Origin of the sequence: Streptomyces sp. NPDC016562 (genome assembly GCF_043076955.1) — a bacterium.
Lineage (GTDB): Bacteria > Actinomycetota > Actinomycetes > Streptomycetales > Streptomycetaceae > Streptomyces.
Window position 1 is genome coordinate 120,131 of sequence record NZ_JBIBRZ010000003.1, and the last position, 15,394, is coordinate 135,524.

Annotated in this window: 17 protein-coding genes; 13 read left to right on the top strand and 4 right to left on the bottom strand. The window is 74.0% G+C overall.

Going from position 1 to position 15,394, the window contains the following annotated elements; genetic code table 11:
* The first annotated feature begins 20 nt into the window (after positions 1-20).
* The 4 genes from ACF059_RS15670 (at position 21) to ACF059_RS15685 (ending at position 4,301) form a co-directional block, all read left to right on the top strand.
* Positions 21-848 (top strand): ABC transporter permease, encoded by an 828-nt coding sequence (locus ACF059_RS15670; protein ID WP_392056926.1) that lies wholly within the window; start codon positions 21-23, stop codon positions 846-848.
* Entirely contained in the window at positions 841-1,785 is a 945-nt protein-coding gene (locus tag ACF059_RS15675) for an ABC transporter permease (RefSeq protein ID WP_392056929.1), read from the top strand. The genes ACF059_RS15670 and ACF059_RS15675 overlap by 8 nt, the downstream gene beginning before the upstream one ends.
* Positions 1,786-1,791: 6 nt before the next feature.
* The gene (locus ACF059_RS15680) at positions 1,792-2,760 is read left to right on the top strand and encodes an ATP-binding cassette domain-containing protein (RefSeq protein ID WP_392056932.1); all 969 of its coding nucleotides are present in this window, start codon (positions 1,792-1,794) and stop codon (positions 2,758-2,760) included.
* A gap of 275 nt (positions 2,761-3,035) precedes the next feature.
* Positions 3,036-4,301 carry a DUF445 domain-containing protein gene (locus ACF059_RS15685; RefSeq protein WP_392058105.1) on the top strand — a complete coding sequence of 422 codons (1,266 nt, stop codon included), beginning with the start codon at positions 3,036-3,038 and terminating at the stop codon, positions 4,299-4,301.
* Here ACF059_RS15685 and ACF059_RS15690 read toward each other — a convergent pair.
* Positions 4,298-5,284 carry a hypothetical protein gene (locus ACF059_RS15690; protein ID WP_392056935.1) on the bottom strand — a complete coding sequence of 329 codons (987 nt, stop codon included), beginning with the start codon at positions 5,282-5,284 and terminating at the stop codon, positions 4,298-4,300. The genes ACF059_RS15685 and ACF059_RS15690 overlap by 4 nt on opposite strands.
* 36 nt (positions 5,285-5,320) lie before the next feature.
* A complete protein-coding gene (locus ACF059_RS15695) occupies positions 5,321-5,875 on the bottom strand; it encodes a GNAT family N-acetyltransferase (RefSeq protein WP_392056938.1) in 555 nt (184 codons plus the stop codon).
* Positions 5,876-6,123: 248 nt separating this feature from the next.
* Here ACF059_RS15695 and ACF059_RS15700 point away from each other — a divergent pair, with 248 nt between their 5' ends.
* Complete coding sequence (locus tag ACF059_RS15700; protein ID WP_361945691.1) at positions 6,124-6,315, top strand: hypothetical protein; 192 nt, start codon at positions 6,124-6,126, stop codon at positions 6,313-6,315.
* 42 nt (positions 6,316-6,357) lie between these two features.
* Complete coding sequence (locus tag ACF059_RS15705; RefSeq protein ID WP_392058107.1) at positions 6,358-6,660, top strand: hypothetical protein; 303 nt, start codon at positions 6,358-6,360, stop codon at positions 6,658-6,660.
* Positions 6,661-6,667: 7 nt separating this feature from the next.
* Here ACF059_RS15705 and ACF059_RS15710 read toward each other — a convergent pair whose 3' ends face one another.
* The gene (locus tag ACF059_RS15710) at positions 6,668-7,663 is read right to left on the bottom strand and encodes an SEC-C domain-containing protein (RefSeq protein ID WP_366867446.1); all 996 of its coding nucleotides are present in this window, start codon (positions 7,661-7,663) and stop codon (positions 6,668-6,670) included.
* 56 nt (positions 7,664-7,719) lie between these two features.
* Here ACF059_RS15710 and ACF059_RS15715 point away from each other — a divergent pair, with 56 nt between their 5' ends.
* The 4 genes from ACF059_RS15715 to ACF059_RS15730 all read left to right on the top strand — a co-directional run bounded on the left by ACF059_RS15715 (position 7,720) and on the right by ACF059_RS15730 (position 10,754).
* Positions 7,720-8,538 (top strand): class E sortase, encoded by an 819-nt coding sequence (locus ACF059_RS15715; protein ID WP_392056941.1) that lies wholly within the window; start codon positions 7,720-7,722, stop codon positions 8,536-8,538.
* Positions 8,539-8,627: 89 nt separating this feature from the next.
* The gene (locus ACF059_RS15720) at positions 8,628-8,951 is read left to right on the top strand and encodes a DUF6412 domain-containing protein (RefSeq protein ID WP_392056944.1); all 324 of its coding nucleotides are present in this window, start codon (positions 8,628-8,630) and stop codon (positions 8,949-8,951) included.
* A gap of 177 nt (positions 8,952-9,128) precedes the next feature.
* Complete coding sequence (locus tag ACF059_RS15725; RefSeq protein WP_392056947.1) at positions 9,129-9,773, top strand: YidC/Oxa1 family membrane protein insertase; 645 nt, start codon at positions 9,129-9,131, stop codon at positions 9,771-9,773.
* 123 nt (positions 9,774-9,896) lie between these two features.
* Positions 9,897-10,754, top strand: a complete 858-nt coding sequence (locus tag ACF059_RS15730; RefSeq protein ID WP_392056951.1) for a fumarylacetoacetate hydrolase family protein — start codon at positions 9,897-9,899, stop codon at positions 10,752-10,754.
* 112 nt (positions 10,755-10,866) lie between these two features.
* On the opposite strand, the gene ACF059_RS15735 is transcribed toward ACF059_RS15730, so the two are convergent.
* Positions 10,867-11,985, bottom strand: a complete 1,119-nt coding sequence (locus ACF059_RS15735) for a Gfo/Idh/MocA family oxidoreductase (RefSeq protein ID WP_392056954.1) — start codon at positions 11,983-11,985, stop codon at positions 10,867-10,869.
* A gap of 41 nt (positions 11,986-12,026) precedes the next feature.
* On the opposite strand from ACF059_RS15735, the gene ACF059_RS15740 reads away from it, so the two are divergent.
* From ACF059_RS15740 to ACF059_RS15750, 3 genes are all read left to right on the top strand, one after another.
* A complete protein-coding gene (locus tag ACF059_RS15740; protein ID WP_392056957.1) occupies positions 12,027-13,205 on the top strand; it encodes an ROK family protein in 1,179 nt (392 codons plus the stop codon).
* A 537-nt stretch (positions 13,206-13,742) separates the two neighbouring features.
* Positions 13,743-14,492, top strand: a complete 750-nt coding sequence (locus tag ACF059_RS15745) for a hypothetical protein (RefSeq protein WP_392056960.1) — start codon at positions 13,743-13,745, stop codon at positions 14,490-14,492.
* Positions 14,493-14,591: 99 nt separating this feature from the next.
* Positions 14,592-15,356: a GntR family transcriptional regulator gene (locus tag ACF059_RS15750; RefSeq protein ID WP_392056963.1), complete on the top strand. Its 765-nt coding sequence runs from the start codon at positions 14,592-14,594 to the stop codon at positions 15,354-15,356.
* Positions 15,357-15,394 lie beyond the last annotated feature (38 nt).

Here is a 15,394-nt window from a genome sequence, read left to right on the forward strand (position 1 = left end):
GTGGGAAACGGAGGGATACGGTGCGGCAGGAAGTGCGCAGCGGAGCGGGTCTCTACCTGGCGGTCGCGGCCGGGGGATTCCGGCGCTACGCCACCTACGGGACGGCGACCGCGGCCGGGGTGTTCACGAACACCGCGTTCGGATTCATCGTCGCGTACACGTACATCGCGCTGTGGGACGAGCGCCCCGGGCTCGGCGGGTACGACCAGGCGCAGGCCCTGACCTTCGTGTGGGTCAGTCAGTCGCTGCTCGCCGCAGGGGCGTTGATCGGGGGCGGCTTCCAGGAGGAGATGCAAGAGCGCGTCCGCACCGGCGACATCGCCGTCGACCTCTACCGTCCGGCGGACCTCCAGATGTGGTGGCTCGCCGCCGACCTGGGCCGGGCCGCCTTCCAGTTGCTCGGGCGCGGTCTGTTCCCGCTGGTGGCCGGGGCGCTGGCCTTCCGGCTGGCGCTGCCCGGGGATCCGCTGCGCTGGCTGCTGTTCCTGGTGTCCGTGACGCTCGGGCTGGTGGTGAGCTTCGCGGTGCGCTACCTGCTGGGGCTGGCCGCGTTCTGGCTGATGGACGGGGCCGGGATCAACATGATGGCCACCGTCGTCTCGATCTTCTTCTCGGGGATGCTGCTGCCGCTGACCGTCTTCCCGGGCGGCTTCGGTGAGTTCGTACGGGTCCTGCCGTGGGCCGCCATGCTCCAGATCCCGATGGACGTGCTGCTGGGCAAGCACGCGGGGGCCGGGAGCGCGGCCGGGGCGCTGGCGTTCCAGGCCGGGTGGGCGGGCGTACTGCTGGGCGCGGGACGGCTGTTGCAGTCGGCCGCGACGCGCAAGGTGGTGGTCCAGGGTGGCTGAGGTGACGGGGGCGGCTGAGGCCGCTGGGGCCGCTGAGGCGGTCGGGGTGCTGGGGGAGCGGGCCGAGGAGCGGGCCGGTGAGCGCGGTCCCCGGCCTGAGTTCGCGGCGCTGGACGTGCCCCGGCGGCATCGCGCCCGGGAGGGGCTGCGCGGCTACGGGCTCATCGTCGCGATGTGGATCCGGTCGACGATGACGTACCGGACGTCCTTCCTCCTCTCGACCTTCGGGAACGCGGCGATCACCCTCCTCGACTTCGTCGCGATCTCCCTCATGTTCTCCCACGTGGACGTCCTCGGCGGCTTCACGCTGCCCGAGATCGCCCTGCTGTACGGGTCCTGCTCGGCCTCCCTGGGCCTGGCCGACCTGACCCTCGGCAACACCGACAGGATCGGCGCCCGGATCCGCGACGGTTCGCTCGACACGATGCTGGTGCGCCCGGTCCCGGTGCTCGCGCAGGTCGCGGCGGACCGGTTCGCGCTGCGCCGACTGGGGCGGATCGCGCAGGGGCTCGGGGTGCTGGCCTGGGCGATCTCCCGGCTGGACCTTGAGTGGACGGCCGGGAAGGTGCTGCTGGTGCCCGTGATGGTCCTGGCCGGCGCGGGGATCTTCGGGGCGGTGATGGTGGCGGGGGCGGCCTTCCAGTTCCTGGCCGGTGACGCGGCCGAGGTGCAGAACTCCTTCACCTACGGCGGCTGCACGATGCTCCAGTACCCGCCGACCGTCTTCGCGAAGGACCTGCTGCGCGGGGTGACCTTCGTGGTCCCGCTGGCCTTCGTCAACTGGCTGCCCGCGCTGTACGTGCTGGGCCGGCCCGATCCGCTGGGGCTGCCGGGGTGGGCCGCGTTCCTGAGCCCGCTGGTGGCGCTCGCGGTGTTCGTACCCGCGTCGCTGGCGTGGCGCGCGGGAGTCCGTTCGTACCGGAGCACGGGGAGCTGAGGAAAGATGACCGAGCCGCTGATCTCGCTGGACGGGGTCGAGAAGGTCTTCGACGTACGGCGCCGGGTGAGCCTGATGCGCCGCGAGAAACGCCAGGTCAGGGCGGTGGACGGCATCAGCTTCGAGGTCGCGCGGGGCGAGATGGTCGGCTACATCGGGCCCAACGGCGCCGGGAAGTCGACCACGATCAAGATGCTGACCGGCATCCTGACGCCGAGTGGCGGCCGCCTGCGGGTCGCCGGCATCGACCCCGCGCGGGAGCGGATGCGTCTCGCGCACCGGATCGGGGTGGTGTTCGGGCAGCGCACCACGCTGTGGTGGGACCTGCCGCTGAAGGACTCCTACGGGCTGATGCGGCGGATGTACCGCATCCCGGCGGCGCGCTACGCGGAGAACCTGGAGCGGTGCGTGGACCGGCTGGACCTGGCCGAGCTGATGGACGTACCGGTACGGCAGCTGTCGCTGGGGCAGCGGATGCGCGGGGACATCGCGGCGGCGCTGCTGCACGATCCGGACGTGCTGTACCTGGACGAGCCGACGATCGGGCTCGACGTGGTGAGCAAGGCGAAGGTGCGGGGCTTCCTGCGGCAGCTGAACGAGGAGCTCGGCACGACGGTGCTGCTCACCACGCACGACCTCCAGGACATCGAGCAACTGTGCGAGCGGGTGATGGTGATCGACCACGGGCGGCTGATGTACGACGGGCCGCTGGGCGGGCTGCACGCGGCCGGGTCGGCCGGGGAGAGCGAGCGGACCCTGGTCATCGACCTGGAGCGGGAGCTGGCGCCGATCGAGGTGGCGGGCGCGCGGGTGGTGAAGGTGGAGGGGGCGCGCCAGTGGCTGGCGTTCCCGGCGGGGGCTTCGGCGGCGCCGCTGGTGGCCGCGGTGGCGGCGCAGTACCCGCTGCTGGACCTGTCGGTGCGGGAGCCGGACATCGAGGACGTGATCGCGCGGATGTACGCGGGCCGGGGCTGAGGCGGGGGCGGGGGAGGGGGCTGAGGCGGGGCTGAGCCTGGGCTTGGGCGGGGTCGGGCCTGGGCCGAGCCGGGGCTGAGGCACCCCATGGAGGCACCTGAACAGCCCCCCACACGGAGTGCTCCACGGCATGGCGGGAACTCCACGCGCCTCCCGGGAGTCGGATGCTATGCAGGCAGACACCATCAGCGCCCCCTCGGGGAAGGCAGAAGCACGTGGAGAACCCCACCAGCGCCGGAGGCACCGCCCCGCCGGCGCCACCGCCCGTCCGGGGCATGTTCGTGTTCAGCCCCGCGGACGAGGAACGACGCCGCGGCGTCCGCCGGATGAAGACCACCGCGACGGGCCTGCTCCTCCTGGTCGCGGTGGTCTACGTCCTGGCCAAGGTCGCCCAGCACGCGTGGGGCGCCGGCGGTTGGGCCGCGTACGTCGCGGCCGCCGCCGAGGCGGGCATGGTCGGCGCGCTCGCGGACTGGTTCGCCGTGACCGCCCTGTTCAAGCGGCCGCTCGGACTGCCCATCCCGCACACGGCGATCATCCCGACCAAGAAGGACCAGCTCGGCGTCACCCTCGGGGAGTTCGTCGGCGAGAACTTCCTCTCCTCCGACGTCGTCAAGGCCCGCCTCCACGCCCTCGGCATCGGCGGGCGCCTCGGCGCCTGGCTGGCCGAGCCCGCGCACGCCGACCGGGTCACGGCGGAGCTGGCCACCGCGCTGCGCGGAGCCCTGACCGTCCTGCGGGACTCCGATGTGCAGGCCGTCGTAGGGGAGGCCATCACTCGGCGCGCCGAGAGCGCCGAGATCGCGCCGGGCATCGGCAAGACCCTGGAGCGGGTCGTCACGGACGGCGGGCACCACCGGGCCGTCGACCTCGTGCTGGCCAAGGCCCACGACTGGCTGGTCACGCACGAGGAGTCGATCTCGGACGCCGTCCAGGGCGGCGCCCCGGGCTGGACCCCGCGGTTCGTGGACCGCAAGGTGGGCCACCGCGTCTACAAGGAGCTGCTGCGCTTCCTCACGGAGATGCGGGACATGCCGGCGCACCCGGCGCGCGGGGCGGTGGACCGTTTCCTGACGGACTTCGCGGCCGACCTCCAGTCGGACACGCAGACCCGGGCGAAGGTGGAGCGCCTGAAGTCCGAACTGCTCGCGCGGGGCGAGATCCAGGACGTCATCGCCTCGGCCTGGACGGCGATCCGTGCGCTGATCCTCTCGGCGGCGGAGGACGAGCAGAGCGAGCTGCGCCTGCGGGTGCGCGCCTCGCTGGTGTCCCTGGGCGCGCGCCTGGCCGGCGACGGCCGCCTCCAGCAGAAGGTGGAGGGCTGGATCGAGGGCGCCGTCGTCTACGTGGTCACCACCTACCGCACCGAGATCACCTCGCTGATCACGGACACGGTGGCGAGCTGGGACGCCGAGCACACCTCCCGCAAGATCGAGGCACACATCGGCCGCGACCTGCAGTTCATCCGGATCAACGGCACGGTGGTCGGCGCCCTCGCGGGCCTGCTGATCTTCACGGTCTCCCGCGCCCTGGGGGCTTAGAGGGTCGGCGTCGGCAGCTCCAGCTGGGCGTGTCCGCGGGCGATGACGCCCGGCGGGCTGGAGCGCCCCGCGCCCAGCGCGAGCAGTGCACGCAGCGCGCCGATCACGTCGGCCGGCCTGTCCCGCAGGATCGCGGGGGTCGTACTGGCGACCAGGACGCCGTGGGACTCCAGGCGCAGGCGCCGGTGGAGGGTGGCCTGCCAGGAGTCGCGCGTGTAGTGGTACTCCGCCGAGTCGACCTCCAGCGCCACGCCCTCGTCCGGCCAGTACGCGTCCGGGCTGGCCAGGAAGGCGCCGTCCGGGGCGTGGAGGCGCGCGTTCCACAGCGGGGCGGGCAGGTCGGTGAGGGCCAGCGCGTCGCGTGCGCGGCCCTCGGCGATGGAGCGGACCCCGGCGGTCAGCTCGGCGGCCGCCGCCCGGACGGCGGGGCGGGTCACGATCCGGCCGGCCCGCAGTTCGGCGTGCAGGTCGTGCGGGTGGCACCAGCCGCCCTGGACGACGTTCGCCAGGACGGACCGCACCAGGTCCGGATCGTCCGTACGCGCCGCGAAGTCGGCGGCGGCCCGCACCGGCCGCGTACTGGGGACGCCGCAGATGCTGAGGGTGGCGGGCCAGCGGGCGGTCGAGCAGGGCCGGACCGCGCCGACGGCGCGCACCGAGCGCGGGGCGCGCACGAGGACGTCCAGCGGCTCGGGCGGGGCGTCGCGGACGCCCAGGAGCGCGAGGGCCGCGCCGCCCGTGAGCGCGGCGGTGGCGCCGCGGAGCGGGTCGACCGAGGGCTGGGCGGCGTACAGGACGGCGGACAGCGCGCGCTGGCGGTGGTCCGGCGGCCCGGTCTGGAGCAGGTAGACCCGGGGCAGGAGCCGCTGCCAGGGACCTCCCCGGCGACTGCGGCCGCCGATGGTGCCGGACGGGATCCCGGCCTCGCGCAGTTGGTGGTAGGTGGCCAGGTTCTGCTGGCGCCGAGCGATGTGAGTGATCATGCCCGGGGTATGCCCCGGAGGGCCGGGCGGCGACCCTCAGGCCGCGGGACGCGCCGGCGCCGCGGGATGTTCCGGGGCGAGGAAGACGACGACGCCGTTCGCGGTGCCGGGCAGCGGGGTGACCTCGTGCCAGCCGAGCCGGCGGTAGGTGGCGACGGTGTCGGTGGCCATGCGGGCGGTGAGCAGCCAGGCCCGGGCGTCCGGGGCGTCGGCGGTGATCTCGGCGAGCAGGGCGCGCCCGGTGCCGTGCCCGCGCGCGTGCGGGCGTACGGCGAGCTCGTCGATCTCCAGGGCGCCGACGAGGAGTTCGCGTACGCGCGGACGGCCGAGCTGCGCGGCGACCTGACCGTAGCCGCGGTCGCTGGGGAAGGTCTTGGGCGTCAGCCAGCCGGTGGCGAAGCCGTCGATGCCGACGGCCGACTGGGCGAAGGCGGTACGGAAGCCGGCGCGGCGACTGTCGGCCTGGAGCCGGGCCTGGAACTGGCGAATGGTTTCTTCGTCTTCGTTCCACGGCGGAGCGGAGAAGACCTCGCTGTACGCGTCGGCCAGTTCGTCCGACAGGTCCAGGACGGCCGGTCCATAACAGATCACGTTTGCAGCTCCTTGGGCCGGCTTGGGCGGCTTCGGTCGTATCGCCCCTCTCGAAGAGTGAATCTACGCCGGTGGGGTTCCCGTACCGGCATGTCCACGGATCCGGAGGGTGTGCGACAAATCCGACTTCCGTACGCCGCCGGGCGCGACCCGTACCCGCCCCGCCCGCCCCGCCGTTGAACCACTGCACCCCGTGCCCCAGTGCACCCGGTCGCCACCGCATCCCCGTACGACCACCGGAGCCCCGCGTGCCCACCCACCTCCTGAGCAGAGCGTTCACCGCCCTCGGCGGCTGCGCGGTGGCGTTCTTCATCGTCCTCGGGATCATGGCCGCGCTCCCGCCGGCCGTCCAGGAGGCCGTCCCGGACGGCGTGCTCGGCGGGATCGTCATCACCCTGGGCCTGACGGGCGCCCGCCGCCTCACCCGCCGCTCGCGTTAGCCTCGGGGAAAACGCGAACGGCTGAAGGAGTCGACGATGGCGATGGCGCAGATCCCCACCTCGCTGGTGACCGCGGGCGGCCTGGTCGGCGGCTACGCGGCCGCCCGCTGGACCGGCCTGCGCCCCCTGGGCGGCGTGGTCCTCGCGGCCGCCGGCACCGTGGCGGCCCGCGAATGGCACCGCCGCACCTCCCCGACCACCACGGCCGCCCTCACCACGGCCTACCTCGCCGCCTTCGCGGGCTCCCACCCCCTGGCCAAGAAGATCGGCCCCTGGCCTGCGGTCTTCACGGCGGCGGCCACGATGGCCCTGACCGCGTACGCCGCGGCGGACCGGCCTTCCTAGCCCTCGCTCAACTCCCGTGGCACTCCGCGTACGGCTTGCCCGACTGGCACCAGCAGGAGGACGTGGGGGTGGGGGGCCAGGGGGTGGCCTTGCCGCGGGCGGCGAGGGTCGTGGCGTATTCGGCCAGGAGGCTGGGGGAGGCCGGGGAGGTCTTCTCGGAGGCGGCGAAGGCCTCGTACGACGGGACGCTCGCCGTGACGATGCCCAGGTTCGTGGTGCCCGAGGCGGCCAGGGCGCGGAGGGAGGTCTCGATCTCGCGCAGGTGGGCCTCGTGCGAGGGGTATTCCGCGGCCAGGGTCGGGTACGACGTGAGGAGCTCCGAGAGTTCGCGCGCCGGCCAGTGCAGGATCGCCACCGGGAAGGGGCGGGAGAGGGCGGCGCGGCGGTCGCCCAGTTCGGCGCGCAGGCGGGCGATCTCGGCGCGCAGTTCGGCCGGGTCGTCGGAGCCCAGGGCCCAGATGCGCTTCGGGTCGTGGAGCTCGTCGAGGGGGATCGGGCCGACGTGGCGGGTGTCGGCGACCATGTCCCATTCGTCGTGGGGCAGGCCGAGCAGGCGGCGTACCCGGTGGCGGCCCGTCAGGAGGGCGGTGGTGGACCGGGTCAGCGGGGCGTCCTCCGCGATGAGGAGGGTCGCCGCTTCCGTGAAGCAGTCGTGCGCCGCTTCCAACTCGTCGTGTGCTTCGAGGGCTTCCGCGATGACCTCCCAGGGCGCCGGGTCCTTCGGGGACGCGGCGCGGATGCCGGAGATCAGGGCGCGGGCCTCGGGCTCGTGGCCGTACTCCCACAGGTTCGCCGCCTGCAGGGCCTTGATCAGGTGGGGGTCGGCGGGCGAGGAGGAGAGGAGTTGGTCGTACAGCGCGCTGGCGCGGTCCCGGGCGTCGGCGAGTTCGAGGTGGGCCGCTGCCTGGAGCAGCAGCGGTTCCTGGTCCTCGGGGTAACGGGTCGCCGTGCGGATGAGGCGCTCGGCTTCGGCGATGTGCTCAGCAGGCGTGTCAGGGCGCATGGTTCACACCGTACTGCCGCTGGTCAGTTGGCGGGGGAGGACTTAAGGTGCCGCCCGTGCGAGATCGCGTACCCGTGGTGGTGCAGGGGAGCGGCCGGCGGGCGCGCCGGGCCGGTTTCGCGGGGGTGCTGTGGGCTGCCGCAGAGCTGACCGTCACCGTGGGCGTGGTGGTCCTGTTGCTGGTGGTGCACCAGGGGTGGTGGACGAACCGGCAGGCCGCGGCGTCGGCGCAGGACCAGGTCCACGCCCTGGAGAGGGAGTGGGGGGCGGCCGAGCCCGCGGGGGTTCCGGAACCCGGGCCCGTCGTCTCCGGTGCTGCTCCGGCTACGGATCCGGCCGGGGTGGGGGCCGGGGACGGGGACGGGGCCGGTTCCGGAGCGGGTGGCGGGGCCGCGCCTTCCCGGTCCGCCCGGCCCGCCGCCGAGCCGCCGGGCCGGGACCGGGCGTACGCCGTCCTGCGCATCCCGCGCCTCGGGCTCGTCGTGCCCGTCGCGCAGGGGACCGACAAGCGGACCGTGCTCGACAGGGGGTACGTCGGCCAGTACCCGGGGACCGCCGCGCCGGGGGCGGAGGGGAACTTCGCGCTGGCCGGGCACCGCAACACCCACGGCGAGCCGTTCCGGTACATCAACCGGCTGCGGGCGGGCGACGAGCTGATCGTGGACGTGCGGGGGCGGCGCCACGTGTATGTGGTGAGCAAGGTCCTGAACGAGACGACCGAGCGGGACACCGGGGTGATCGCGCCCGTGCCGCGGAGCCTGGTGAAGCCGGACTACGGGTACCGCGAGCCCGGTGCGTACATCACGCTCACGACGTGCACGCCCGAGTACAGCTCCAAGTACCGGTTGGTGGTGTGGGGGACCCTGAGGTCTTGACCCCGATCCCGATCCCCATCCCCGTTGTCGGTGGGCCCCGTTAGTATCGATCGAAGGAACGAACGGTGGGGATGGAGAGGGGGGTCCGCATGGCTCGGCAACGACGTGGTGGGCGCTCGCTGTCCCTTGCCGTACTGCTCTCGCTCCTGCTGCTCGGGGGAGTCCTCGGGCTGCTCCTCGGGGAGGGCGGGCTGGGCGCCGTCGTGGTGGCCCTCGCCGCGACCGCGGCCACCGTCGCCATGGGCGCCGCCGCCCTGGCCGTGTGCCTCGTACGGCCCGTGCCACCCCATCGCATACGCACCGCGATCCGCGATCGCGAGCAGCGCACGGCGTTCCTGCCGCAGCGCGATCCCGACGCCTCCGGCCGTTCGCGGCCCAGGGCGCCCGGCCGTCCGGTCCTGACGGCCGCGTAGGGGCGCGCAGTTCTCGCCCGCTGATCTGCCGATCTGCTGATCTGCTGATCTGCTGGCTCGATGGTCTGCCGGTTCGCTCATCGCTGATCACTGTTGTCGCCCCCTCGTGGGTCGTCACGCCGAAATGCACGTCTGTGCACCTTTTCGACGTTCGACGAGACCCTTCGGAGGGCCCGCGTGTCTGTCTTTTTCACCCGTCTTGTCGTGGAGCTGGGCCGGCTTCTGGAGCCGGTGCTGGCCGAGTCCGCGACCGCTGCCGCGATCGTGCTGTTCACCGTCCTCGTACGGCTCGCGCTGCACCCGCTCAGCCGGGCCGCCTTCCGGGGCGCGACCCCGGTGGCCGGGTGCCTGCCGGTGCTGTTGCAGCTGCCGGTGTTCTTCCTGATGTACCAGGCCTTCTCCTCGGCGCAGGAGCTGCTCGGACACCGGCTGTTCGGCGCTCCGCTGGGGGCCCGGTGGTTCGACGCGCTGGGGGAAGGCGGCCCGTTCGGCGCGCAGGGGCTGGTGTTCCTCGGGCTGTTCGCCGCGATCGCGGTGGTGGCCGCCTGGAGCGCGGTGCGGGGGCGCCGGGCCGCTGCGAGCTCGGCGGCCGCGCCGTCGGCCGTGCCCGCGACCGCCGGGGCGGCGGCCGCGATGAGCGCCGAGCAGCAGGAGGTCATGCGCAAGCTGGGCGGCGTACTGCCCCTGCTGTCGTTCGGGACGCTGATCACCGCCGCCGTGGTGCCGCTGGCCGCGGGGCTGTACCTGCTGACCACCACCGCGTGGTCCGTCGGGGAGCGGGCCTGGCTCCAGCAGCGCGGAGGGCAGCGTTCCACCCTGTGAACAGGGTCTTGCGGATGGGACCGGTTTCTTGGAGGATCAGCCAATCCTCCGATGGCCGCAACCCATCGGCCGGCCCATGGGCACGCCCATGGGCCGACCACCCACGACCACGGGAGAAAGCCCATGAAGCTGCTGCGTGTCGGACCCGTAGGGTCGGAGCGCCCCGCGCTGCTCGACCAGGACGGCACCCTGCGTGACCTGTCCGGCCTGATCACGGATGTGGACGGCGCGCTGCTCGCCGAGGACTCCGTACTCTCCCGGGTGCGGGAAGCGGCACGATCCGGCGAGCTCCCCGTGCTGGACGCCGAGGGGCTGCGGATCGGTGCGCCCGTCGGCCGCATCGGCAAGGTCGTGGGCATCGGGCTGAACTACTTCGGCCACGCGGCGGAGATCGGCGCGGAGCCGCCGGCCGAGCCGATCATGTTCCTGAAGGCCGCGGACACCGTGGGCGGCCCGGACGACACGGTGCTGATCCCGCGCGGCAGCGTGAAGACCGACTGGGAGGCCGAGCTCGGCGTCGTCATCGGCGCCACCGCCCGCTACCTGGCCTCCGCCGAGGAGGGCCTCGCGCACGTCGGCGGTTATGTGCTGGTCAACGACGTCTCGGAGCGCGAGTTCCAGATCGAGCGCGGCGGCACCTGGGACAAGGGCAAGAACTGCGAGACCTTCACTCCGCTCGGCCCCTGGCTCGTCACCGCCGACGAGGTCCCGGACCCGCAGGTCCTGGACGTGAAGCTGTGGGTGAACGGCGAGCTCAAGCAGGACGGCAACACCTCGGACCAGATCTTCCCGGTCGGCGAGGTCGTCCGGTACCTGAGCCAGTTCATGACCCTGTACCCGGGCGACGTCATCGTGACGGGGACACCGGGCGGCGTGGCCATGGGCCAGCCGGACCCGAAGCCGTACCTGCGGGCCGGTGACGTCGTGGAGCTGGAGATCGAGGGGCTCGGCCGTCAGCGCCAAGAGTTCAAGGGCGCGTAGACGAGTCGATGGCTGGAGGGAGGGGGCGGGCTGCCGGTGGGCGGCCCGCCCCCTTTCCTGAGTCGACGACCCCCGCGGGTCGGTTCGCCTGGAGCGTCGGACGTCCTGTCGCCTAGGGCTTCGCGGCGGGGAGCTCCACCACCACGCCGTCGCGCGAGGACGTGCGGGCCGCCTCCAGGACGTCCAGGCAGTGCGCGGCCTCGTACGCCGTGACCGGCGCGGGTCCGCCCTCGCGCAGGGCGGCGGCCACCGCCGCGTAGTACGCCGGGTAGTCGCCCGGCGCGGTCGGGACCGGGGTTCCGCCGCCGGTCAGCGGGGATTCGCCGGAGCCCAGCCGCCCCCACAGGTGCTCGGGCTCCTCGCCCCACGGCGCGTCCGCCGTCGGCCGAAGCCCTTCGCGCAGGGCGCCCTCCTGGGGGTCGAGGCCGTACTTGACGTAGCCGGCCCGGGAGCCCAGGACGCGGAAGCGCGGGCCGAGCTGGGCGGTGGTCGCGCTGACGTACAGGTGCGAGCGGATCCCGTTCGCGTGGGTGAGCGCGATGAAGGTGTCGTCGTCGGTCTGGGCGCCCTGGCGCCGCACGTCGGCCTCGGCGTAGACCCGTACGGCCGGACCGAACAGGACGAGCGCCTGGTCCACCACGTGGCTGCCGAGGTCGTAGAGCAGGCCGCCGATCTCCTCCGGGGCGCCGGACTCGCGCCAGCCGCCCTTGAGCTGGGGGCGCCAGCGCTCGAAGCGGGACTCGAAGCGCTGGACCTCGCCGAGTTCGCCGTCGGCGAGGAGGCGGCGCAGCGTGAGGAAGTCGTTGTCCCAGCGGCGGTTCTGGAAGACGGAGAGGAAGGTTCCGCGACGGTCCGCGAGGTCGGCGAGCGCGCGGGCCTCGGCGGCGGTCGCGGCGAGCGGCTTGTCGACGACCACCGGGATGCCGGCTTCGAGGGCGGCGGTGGCGAGCGGGACGTGCGTCCGGTTGGGGGAGGCGATCACGACGAGGTCGAGCTCCCGGCCCCGGTCCCACAGCTCGGCGGGGGTGGCGGCGATGCGGATGTCGGGGAACTCCGCGCGGGCCTGGGCCTGCCGGGCCGGGTCGGAGGTGACGACCGTGTCGAGGACGAGGCCGGGGGTGGCGGCCACGAGGGGGGCGTGGAAGACGGAGCCGGCGAGTCCGTAGCCGATGACGCCGACGCGCAGGGGGGTGCCGGTGGTGGAGGGCGTGGAGGGGGCGGGGGTGCTCATGCCTTCTACTTTGGCAACAGTGTTGCCGAAGTGCAAGGAGCATGGACAATGGGCAGGTGAACAGGGGTAGCGGGGACAGGATGGGCGGGGCGAACCTGCCGGCGCTGCGCGGGCACAACGAGGCGTTGCTGCTGGATCTTCTGCGCGGCGCCGGCCCGGCGGGTCTGGGCCGCAGCGAGCTCGCGGCCCGTACGGGGCTCACCCCGCAGGCCGTCAGCAAGATCACCGCACGGCTCGGTGCGGAGGGGCTGGTCGCGGAGGCCGGCCGCGCGGCGTCCACCGGCGGCAAGCCGCGCACCCTGCTGCGGCTGGTGCCGGAGGCGCGGTACGCGGTCGGGGTGCACCTGGACCGCGACGAACTGCGCGCGGTACGGGTCGACCTCACGGGCCGGGTCGTCGCCGAGGTCGGCGGTCCGCTGGACTTCGGGGCCGGGCCGGAGGTGGCGGTGCAGGTGGTGGAGGCGGCCGTACGGGAGGTCGCGCGGGGGGCGGGTGCCGGCGCCGGGCCGGTGGCGTTGGTGGGGGTGGGGGTGGCTGCGCCGGGGCCGCTCGATCACTGGGCCGGGGTGATGGGGCGGGTGACGGGGTTCCCGGAGTGGGAGGGGTTCGCGCTGCGGGAGGTGCTGGAGGGGCGGGTGGGGGTGCCGGTGGTGCTGGACAAGGACACGAATGCGGGGGCGGCTGCCGCCGCGGCGGGGTTCGGGGCCGGTGGGTTCGGGGCCGGTTTTGGGAGTGGGTCCGGTGCGGCGGTGTACGTGCACGTGGGTACGGGGCTCGGGGCGGGGCTGTGGCTGGGCGGTGGGGTGTACCGGGGGGCGCGGTCGGCGGCGGGGGAGTTCGGCCACCAGGTGCTGCGACTGGACGGCCCGGCGTGCCGGTGCGGGGGGCGGGGCTGCGCGGAGGTGCTGTGCCTGGGGGCGGTGGCGCGGGGGGATCTGCACGAGGCGGCGCGGATCCTGGGTGAGGGCGTCGCGAACCTGGTCGCGCTGCTGGATGTGGACCGGGTGTGGCTGGGCGGGCGGGTGGTGGCGGCGGCGCCGGATGTGTTCGTGGCGGGGGTTCGGGGGGTGTTGGGCGGGCGCTTGGCTCCGGGGGTGGCTCCGCGGGTGGCTCCGCGGGTGGCTCCGCCGGTCGGGCCGGTGGTTGAGCTGGCGGAGGTCGGGGTGGCGGAGGGGGCGGCGGAGTTGGCGCTGGCGTCGTTGTTCGGGCGAGCGGGCTAGCGGGCCGGTCCCGTGCCGGGTGCTGCGCCGTGCGGTGTCGGGTGAGGCGCCGTTGCCTGGGGCGCTGCCCCCGGGCCCCCGCGCCTCAAACGCCGGCGGGGCTGAGGTAGTGCCGGGCGGGGCTGAGACAGTGCCGACAGGCTGGAACAGTGCCGGCAGGGCTGAAGGGTGCGGGTGCGGCGCCGTTGCCGGGGGCGCTGCCCCCGGGCCCCCGCGCCTCAAACGCCGGCGAGGCTGAGATAGGGCTGAGATGGTGCCGGGCAGAGCGCGAGCGGGCCGGGGGAGTGCGCCAGCGGCGCCGAAAGCGTGCCAGCGGCGCTGAAGGTGGTGCAGCGGGGCTGAAGGTGGGCGCACGGGGCTGGAAAGATGGAAGCCGCCGACCGTTGGCCCTCTGCGCTGTTCGGGCGTAAAGCGGGGCGGGGCGAGGCGTGGTGTTCCGTGTGGGAGGAGGGTGGCGTGGCAGGGTGCGGGCAGGGCCGGGGTGATGGTCACCTGGTCCGACTATCGTCCCCGTCCGGCGAGCAGCGAAGGTCTTCCATGCGACTGCGCAAAGCCCTTGCCCTCACCGCCGTACTGGCCGCCGCCCTGGTCGCGACCGCCCCCACCGCCCTCGCGGACGTCGGCGCGGGCGGCGGCGCACGTCCCGCTCCCGCGTTGCCGTCCCGCGCGCTGGCCACCTGCGGCGACGGGAAGAGCACCGCCTTCCCCATCGGCGCGCGCATCCGGGGCGGCCCGGCCGTGTACCGCACCGGCGCCGACGCGCAGACCTGGTACCTGGACCTGACCAACACCACCGGTTCCCGGTGCACGGCCATCCACCCCGTCGTCGTCTTCACCGACAAGGCGCGCGCCCTGCGCCCCGCGCACCTGCGCATGGAGTTCGACGCCCCCGGCGGCACCTTCCCCGCCAGCCTGGAGCACACCGACCGCGACGAGATCATCGCCGTCTTCGACGGCGGCGACGCCTTCGCCGGATTCACCGTCGGCGCCGGCGCCTCCCTGACCGTCAAGGTCGCCCTCGCCTTCGCCCCCGACGCCCCCACCGGCGAGGTCCTCGCCGACGCCGCCCTCGTCCAGCGCAAGAGCGACGACGGCGACTGGGTCGGGGAGGCGGGCGGCTACCGCTTCACCGTCGAGGGCCCGGAGGATTCCGGCGAAGCGGGCTCCCTCGCCCACACCGGCCGCCGCGCGTGGGGATACGGAGCCGGAGCCGGCGCCGTGGCCGCCGTCGCCGCCGGTGGCGGGCTGCTGCTGGGGGCCCGGCGCCTGCGGACCAGCCCCCGCTGATCCGGACCCCCTCCCCCCCCGCGGTCATCCCCTCCGCCGGGCCCCCACCGCGGCCGGTCATGTCGCGGGCCGTTCATTTCGCCCGCATAGAGTCCCTCCGTGGAAGAACAGATCCCGAGCCACCGCCCCGGCTCACCCGTCCGCTCCGGCATCCCCGAGCACGGCCGCATCCCCAAGTACTACGCCGTCAAGGCCCGCATCGCCGGCCTCCTCGACGAGCTCGGCGAGGGCGGCCTGCTGCCCACCGAGCGGGATCTCGCCGAGCGGTACGAGGTGTCCCGCGAGACCGTCCGCCAGGCGCTGCGCGAACTGCTGCTGGAGGGCCGGCTTCGCCGGTCCGGGCGCGGGACCGTCGTCGCCGGGCCGAAGCTGGAGCAGCCGCTCTCCCTCGCGAGCTACACCGAGGGCGTGCGCCGCCAGGGCCGTACGCCGGGCCGCAACCTGATCGGGCTGGAGCGGTTCCCCTGCCCGCCCGACCTCGCCGCCGGCATCGGCGCCGAGCCCGGCGAGCCCGTCTGGCACCTGGAGCGGGTCCTGCTGGCCGACGACGAGCGCGTGGGGCTGGAGAGCACCTACCTCCGCGTGGCCCTCGCCCCCCGCCTGGACGACGATTTCCAGCCGGACTCCTCCTTCTACGGGTACCTCCGCGACCGCCTCGGCATCTCGTTCGGCGAAGCCGACGAGAAGCTGGAAACGGTTCTCGCGACACCCCGCGAAGCCCTGCTGATCGGCACCCCGCCCGCGCTCCCCATGCTGCTGATCCACCGCTTCTCGCGGGACCAGGAGGGCCGGCCCCTGGAGCGGGTGCGTTCGCTCTACCGTGGTGACCGGTTCAGCTTCACGACCCGCCTGCGCGCCGAATAGGCCCCGCGCAGTCTCCGCGAAAGGGACTTCGCGCGCTG

Excerpts from the sequence above, each read along its gene's own strand:
- ACF059_RS15680 (WP_392056932.1), top strand. The coding sequence starts at position 1,792 with ATGACCGAGCCGCTGATCTCGCTGGACGGGGTCGAGAAGGTCTTCGAC.
- ACF059_RS15685 (WP_392058105.1), top strand. The coding sequence starts at position 3,036 with ATGTTCGTGTTCAGCCCCGCGGACGAGGAACGACGCCGCGGCGTCCGC.
- ACF059_RS15690 (WP_392056935.1), bottom strand. The coding sequence starts at position 5,284 with ATGATCACTCACATCGCTCGGCGCCAGCAGAACCTGGCCACCTACCAC.
- ACF059_RS15705 (WP_392058107.1), top strand. The coding sequence starts at position 6,358 with ATGGCGCAGATCCCCACCTCGCTGGTGACCGCGGGCGGCCTGGTCGGC.
- ACF059_RS15710 (WP_366867446.1), bottom strand. The coding sequence starts at position 7,663 with ATGCGCCCTGACACGCCTGCTGAGCACATCGCCGAAGCCGAGCGCCTC.
- ACF059_RS15720 (WP_392056944.1), top strand. The coding sequence starts at position 8,628 with ATGGCTCGGCAACGACGTGGTGGGCGCTCGCTGTCCCTTGCCGTACTG.
- ACF059_RS15730 (WP_392056951.1), top strand. The coding sequence starts at position 9,897 with ATGAAGCTGCTGCGTGTCGGACCCGTAGGGTCGGAGCGCCCCGCGCTG.
- ACF059_RS15735 (WP_392056954.1), bottom strand. The coding sequence starts at position 11,985 with ATGAGCACCCCCGCCCCCTCCACGCCCTCCACCACCGGCACCCCCCTG.
- ACF059_RS15740 (WP_392056957.1), top strand. The coding sequence starts at position 12,027 with ATGGACAATGGGCAGGTGAACAGGGGTAGCGGGGACAGGATGGGCGGG.
- ACF059_RS15745 (WP_392056960.1), top strand. The coding sequence starts at position 13,743 with ATGCGACTGCGCAAAGCCCTTGCCCTCACCGCCGTACTGGCCGCCGCC.